This window comes from Pseudoalteromonas sp. P80D2 (assembly GCF_036680945.1).
GTDB lineage: Bacteria > Pseudomonadota > Gammaproteobacteria > Enterobacterales > Alteromonadaceae > Pseudoalteromonas > Pseudoalteromonas shioyasakiensis.
Map to the genome: position 1 here is coordinate 1 of NZ_JAZDAR010000025.1, position 6,904 is coordinate 6,904.

A 6,904-nucleotide genomic window follows, 5' to 3' on the forward strand; every position below is an offset into this window, starting at 1 on the left:
TAGCCAACACTATGAGTTTAGCTAATGGGTGGGGCGTACCATCTAATTAATGAGTTAGAGCCGAAGGTCGGCTCAGTTAATTAGGGTTTTAAATTATGTTATTTCTGTTTCTTCTTCAGTATCTTTTTTTAGCAAATCTTGTTTAGTTTTTCTAATTCGATCAATTTCATTTAACTTCTCGAAACACAAACCATCCTCTTCTAATCTAATAATTTCAGTGACGAAAGCTGTCACTGTGTCTTGATCCCAGTTTTCAAAATCTATTTGTTGTAGATCAAACCACGTTGCTATTTGCTGGTTAGTTACGATATTTTCAAACAAGGCTAAGGTAACTTCACTGGTCAGCGATTTTTTTAGTGCTACATAAATATCACAGTTTGCTACGATACATTCTGCCTCTTTAAATGAAGTACTGGGCATACCAATTAATTTATTCAATACCCTAGACAAAGCAGAACTAGATGAATTAGGCATTATAGAAATTAAACTATTTACCCAAGTTTTATTAGAGAAGCTCTCCATATTGTTATTAGACAACTCAGAAAAAAACTGTTTAAGCGAATCGTTTAATGACGCACATTTAATAAATGATTTATTATTTTTAGAGTACCATTCCTCTACTATTAATCTAATTGTATTACTTGGTTCTTGAATTTGTTTCATCCACCAATCAACATCCGCATTTCCGCCATTATCAATTAACTCTAAAAACTTATCTCGCCAAGAGTTAGATATTTCAATATTCATAACATCATTCAAGAAAGATTCATTAACTTTCTCTAATTTATTTAAAGTAAATTTATAGCGATGAATCCACGACTCGAGAAAGTTGACTATCTCGTACGACATAGTATTAATCGTTTTTAGGGTGTCATATCTGGTAATAACATTTTCAATATTAAGTTTGAATACACGTTTATTAACAATTAGTTGACTTATAGCCTTGAACACATACTCTTTTAACTCTTGATGTTCTAACGCGGTTAAGAGCATGTTGAAATCACAGGAAACGACAAAACAATTTGCCAATTCTTTGTGAAACTCATCATTAAGTTCAATATAAGGTTTATAGTTACCAATGTAATGTGGAGTATTATGGTAGATCATATTTGATAACGCTTGGGCTAACCACTTAGCTTGGTTTTTCTTTTCAATCTTAGAAAGCCCTTGATGATAGTAATTGAATTGATCCGTGTCATACCATGCTTTATTGTATAAATTTGATTCTAATATGCTTGTTCCATCATTAAAGGAGTCAACAGTAGGCATTGATGAATAAAGGCCGCTCAATCTAACCTCCCCATCAAGCCATCCTAATCTAAAACGACTTGAGATTGCTTCTAACAATTCTTTGTCTATTTCCTCTGCCTTGCTAGCGACAGAGAATAAACTCTGAATATCCTTTTCTACCAGTTCACTAACACCTATATTCCAGTTTGGAAATTTTTCTCGATTAGGCCACAAATATTCAATGAACATGTTTGCGTTAAAAACTTTAACTGCATCTGGAATGTCTTCTAAAAGCTGTGAACACCCGTAAAGTACTGCAAGGGTTTCGTTTATGTCGTCGAGCTTAAGAGCTTTACTAGGTGTTTCATTAATTGAATTATAATAACGTTCAATTCTAGAAGTACTCACTTTAACATCTAAATTTATCAACTTTTGAGTTGAGGAAACTAATGTATCGATATCCTCGATATCCATAGTATCCTTTTCAATCGCGGAGTTTATGTGAGGATACCACTTATCAACCCAAGCTTCGTACTTTTCATTTTCTTCCTCTTTCATCAATAACATCAATGAAATAAATTTATCAGTTCCCGCGTCATCTATTAAATCTAATAGTATTTTGTCGTAAGCATAAATACTTTGTTTAGCCATGAATGGTTCTATATTCGTATTATCTAATGCTCTTCTTAGTGGGCTAGTAAGTATCTCGCTTTCAGCAACATTATAACTAGACAAATAATGTATTGAGACTAGTTCTTTAGACCACAATTCGAAATCAATGATACGCTCAATTATTTTCTTACTTTCTTTTAGTTTCTCTTGAAAGACTTCATTTTTTGATTCTGAGGCCAACACTTCAGTTGAAGATACGCCAGAGTTTTGAACTGATAACTGATAATAAAATGCTGTTATTACACTAATGCCTTCACTATGTGTTGCTAAAATACTAACTACTGAATTTATCAGCTTCTTCATATAACGAGGGGTGACTTGGGTATTAAAAGCATAAGTCCATAGATCTATGAGCTTCAGAATTCCTTTTAACTCTTCATTTTTAACGGTAATTCCTGTCTCTGCAATCATATCAGAACAACTGCTTTTCCAATCTGCTGATAGTATTGGAGCAACCCTAAATGATATTGGGATTCTTTTTGAGATAAACTCCATTCCTTCGGTTTCATCCGAGGATAATGAAGATGCAACATGTGTAATTGAATAAGGAATTAATAATTGTATTTTAGTTTGGGCTATAGAAGTAAATACTTCAATATCACTCCACACTTCTCTCAATTTTTCTTTAGTAACACGGTCCAAGTTATCCAGAACTAAAATAAATCGTTTTTCGTCTGGGATCTCAAAAACAAAGGACTCCAATGCTTGCTGTAACTCATAGGCACCTACTTCTTTATTAATTTCAATAGTTTCTGAAATACTGTCATTACTATTTCTTTTAAAAATATCACCAGTTGTTGGTGGCTTTCCAAAAAGCCAAAGAATCTTTTTTCGTTTTTGCGCACATCTTACAATATGCCAAGGAAACCAAACCAAGATTACGGAAAGTAAGGATAAACCACTGAAGCTAAAGTTCTCATTTGCAACTTCATAATTATCTATAATTATTTGAAGTATAAAAATAAGAAAATTACCAAGCCCTGTTAAAGCGTCTGGCAATAGTCTTATACCCACTAATAAAGAAATCGTAAACCAAATGATCCAAATATTAATATTGCTTTTAATGTTGGACGTATATTCAAAATGATTACCTAAAGCAACATTTTTAGCCTTTTCAACTTTAGCCTTACCTTCTTTTGAGGAGATAGCCCCTTCTACAGCCAAATAAAGTTTCTCTATTAAAGCTTTTTTAGTTGCACCGTGCTGAAACTTCTCGACATCAAATTCAACGAACTCGTATTGCTCTTCGCAACTCATATCTTTAATGAGTTCTAGCACAGTACTTTTACCCGATCCTAAATTTCCTTCAACACCAACAACATTGATACCGTTATCATCTTTCAAAGATCTAAAAACAGCACTAGCTGTCCTACTATGGCTACCACTATCAAACAAATCTTTTTTAGAGGGCTTCTCTATAAGAAAATTGTAGTTGTTATTAATTTTTTCATTATCCATATGATGATATAACCTAAGAGTTTGTGAATTAATCATATTTTTATACAAAAAACAGCTCTGAATAAGCTAGCACGGGTAGAGCCACATGTCATTTAACTTGTAGTAAAGCTGAAATATTACTGAATATGGGAGTATTAGTATAAATTGTAGTGGCATAGTGATTTTGACTAATTATTTAGAGTGTTAAACTAACTTGTTTTGGAGTATAGGGGAGTTAGGGGATATATTCAGTAACACCCCATTCAGTAGCTTTTAATCGTTGGCTAAAATAATGAATGCGGTGAGAAAAGCAAACTGTTAAAAGCCCCGCACTGCAATGTCTTGTTAGCTTGTATTACTCACCGATTACTAGGTCGAGGCTATTTTGCTCTGGTGTTGCAAGTAATTCATTTAAAAGTTTATCTTGCTCTAAGCCGCTATAACGACTCTCGATTTTTTCTTTTAGAGAGAAAAGCCTCGCTTCAGCAGTCCTGACCATCTCGCTATATGTTAAGGCATGAACTTCACCGTATTGATTTTCTTTATCCGAACCAACACTCTCGAACTTTCCAGTAAAATTATCAATGGTATCACCAACAACATAGGCTTTTATATACGGTCTTGATGAACCAACTCCCGCATGCCATATATCATCTACATAGTATTTTGCTTGGGTCATTTCCTCTCTACCAATCTCAAAACCACCTTTTTTAAGTTCAATTAGTAAAACCTTTTTTGTTTTCTTTATTTCTTCGTCAAATTGCTCTAAGCCTAATGCACTCAACGAGGAGTTTTCACCAACTACTATGTCTGGTCTTTTAGCTGAATTTAAAAAGTTTCTCTTTTTATGTTTCTTTTTAAAGACTGTATCCATTGTTTTTATCAGGCCTTTATTACTGGAGTACTCGGGAGTATCAAACTCGGGACCAAAAACCCATCGAGCTTTTTCTATCAGAGGATGTAATGTATGAAGCTCATCAACAGAATGGTCACTACTCAACCTTTCGATTGCCTCAATAACTTTTATTCGTGAATCTATTTCAGACAGAATACTCATAGCATCAGACACACACCATTCTTGCAATAGGGAGTCTACAGCCTCTATATCTTCGCTAGAGATCGTTGTTAGCTTATGCAAAAGAGCAACGCCAGCTCTAGATTTTTCCAAGTTAATTGCCGCTCTTAATGCTAGTTCTAATAATTCTGGCTTAATATCGGGGTTTTCAGCTAAGATTTGATCGATAAAATCATACAGCTCTTTTCGTGCTAAGTGAGAGAGTTCTTTAATCTCTGATTTATGAATGTTAATTACTTCTCTCTTAGCTCTGTCTATTTCGCTCTTAGATAGCTCCAAATAACAAGCTTTTACGAATACTCCAATTGCGTCAGTTAATACACCCAAAGAAGCGAAGTCAGATTTAAAGCCAGACCAATCAGCTTCAATATAATCGAATAGACCATCAGACTCAGCGATCAGTGTATAGCGTTTAGCAAACGACTTTCGACCATCTAAAATTTGATTTCCTTGTATTGACCAAGATGGGCTGCCAAGTAAACGGCCCCCAAGCCAAAAAGCAACGCCATGTTGATTGGATGTTCTAGATACTGCTGATGAGTCCACTAACGTAAGCTTGATTTTTATATTGCCAATTGGATTAATTTCTTGAGTTTTAACTATCCCAGGGTGTTCCGATAAGCAGATTTGCTTTCCATTTATTTCAACCTTAAATTCGGGGTTAAATAAAAACCTCGCAGATATTATTTCTGATAATTCCTGTTCTGATATTAAGTTTCTTTTAACCAGAACTTTAATTTTTGTACCATGCCCAACTTTTTGATAACTTGTTGAATCCACGACTTCAATTGGTTGGGACCCATCAGATAATGCTAACTCATATAAATTAGATTTACCGTCTTTCCATGTTTCTACAAAATATGAGTCATCGAAGCATAACCCTGCATGACGCCCAACGCCATTCCGACCAAAAGCTAATCGCTTTCCAACTATGTCATTGTCATTTGGGATTTCGACAAAAGAGCCTTGGTGTCTTCTTCTATCATACCTCAGTTTTAACCAGCGTTGCTCGAATTCACTATTAGAAAGACCAACTCCATTGTCTTCAACTGTAATGTATTGATCATAATCAGCGGGGATCATTATGGAAACTTTTGAAGCACCAGCATCGTGAGCATTTGCAATTAATTCAGTAATTGCAATGTCAGGTTTTGTCCCAATTGCTCCTATTTCTCTTATTAAGAAGCCTTCTTCATAAGTAACTGAGTAAGTCATTTTCCATCCCTAGATAGAGGTGCACCGTTACTAATCGATGCAAGTTATCGCCTCACTAAGAGGCAAATAATAGTTAGTTAAAACAAGCAACGAAGGAGCAAAAACCAACTGTTAGTTGTCCTTTTGAGTGACTTGTTATGTGCGCCCTGAAAGCCTTGATGCCGCCAAGTTGGATTTTTAATTGTGTAAGCTGTTCTTGCCGAATAACATTTTCAATTGGATAAATAATTTTAAACCAATTCCAAAAACCAACGATAAACAAAAAAGCTCCTATTGTAGCCATTATGCCGGATTCCAACGGAACAAAACGTCGTTCTGATTTTCGAAGATCCAATCTTTCCAGAATCATAGTTTCAGCACTATTTTGATCTTTTTCTAACACAGCGCCGTTCACTTTTCTGAATGACTTATTTGTAACAAACTTCTTAACTAATTGCCAATACAACTAAAATTAGTGGTTCTAGCATTTGTCTCAGGAAAAACGAGCGTTTGGGTCGCTTTCCTGACTATGTAGCAATATAATTTGACAAAATAGAAAGGCAATTGTGAACGGCCAAGCTCACTCTTTTTTAGAAACTCTCCTAAACACGTATCGGGGCAAAGGCAGTTATGTTTAATGCACCTAGATGGAAAACGCTCTAAATTATTTGCTCAAATTAGGATAGTTCGGGTTTGAAAAATATAGGTAATAACTTGAGGCTAATGCCCCCAATGCAAACATATCAATCTTTTCTAAATATCATAAAATAGAATTTCTATGATGGTTAAACTCCACCTCATGAAGGCAGAAACTACCACATTCGATAAAATTAAATACAAGCCAATGATGAGCACAAATAATTAACTCTCCGCCCCTTACTAATAAATTTTTTCTGCTTTTTAATTTTTAGGTCTATATTTTAGTATAAAGATGAATAAACAACTTAAAACACTACAAAGGATATACATATGTTCATTAAACCAGGACCGAAAAGAGAAAATAAAGATGGAACACCAGATAAAAGACAACGTACTAACACTCCAGATAAGCATAAGCCGTTAAAGCGACATGATCACAAACCAGGTGATTAACTTAGACCGAAATTATTTTAAGTTAATATCATCTCGACCTAATTTTTGATAAAAGCAAACCTAGGTTTTAGTGATTCTTTGTTGTTCCTCTTTAAAACCCAATTCATTGCAGGAAAAAGGCGGGTTATATTTATAACTCGTCAATGGACAGAATGTATGGTACGCCCCGTTTTGCAAGTTAATAACTAAAAATAACGGAGATGG

Annotated in this window: 3 protein-coding genes; all 3 read right to left on the reverse strand. The window is 34.6% G+C overall.

What is annotated here, in order from left to right; all coding sequences use genetic code 11:
• Positions 1-93: 93 nt before the first annotated feature.
• The 3 genes from VRK28_RS04795 to VRK28_RS04805 all read right to left on the reverse strand — a co-directional run bounded on the left by VRK28_RS04795 (position 94) and on the right by VRK28_RS04805 (position 6,011).
• Positions 94-3,360: a P-loop NTPase fold protein gene (locus VRK28_RS04795; protein ID WP_332393600.1), complete on the reverse strand. Its 3,267-nt coding sequence runs from the start codon at positions 3,358-3,360 to the stop codon at positions 94-96.
• A 334-nt stretch (positions 3,361-3,694) separates the two neighbouring features.
• A complete protein-coding gene (locus tag VRK28_RS04800) occupies positions 3,695-5,629 on the reverse strand; it encodes an ATP-binding protein (RefSeq protein WP_332393601.1) in 1,935 nt (644 codons plus the stop codon).
• Between the two features lie 73 nt (positions 5,630-5,702).
• A complete protein-coding gene (locus VRK28_RS04805) occupies positions 5,703-6,011 on the reverse strand; it encodes a hypothetical protein (protein WP_332393602.1) in 309 nt (102 codons plus the stop codon).
• Between the last annotated feature and the right edge of the window lie 893 nt (positions 6,012-6,904).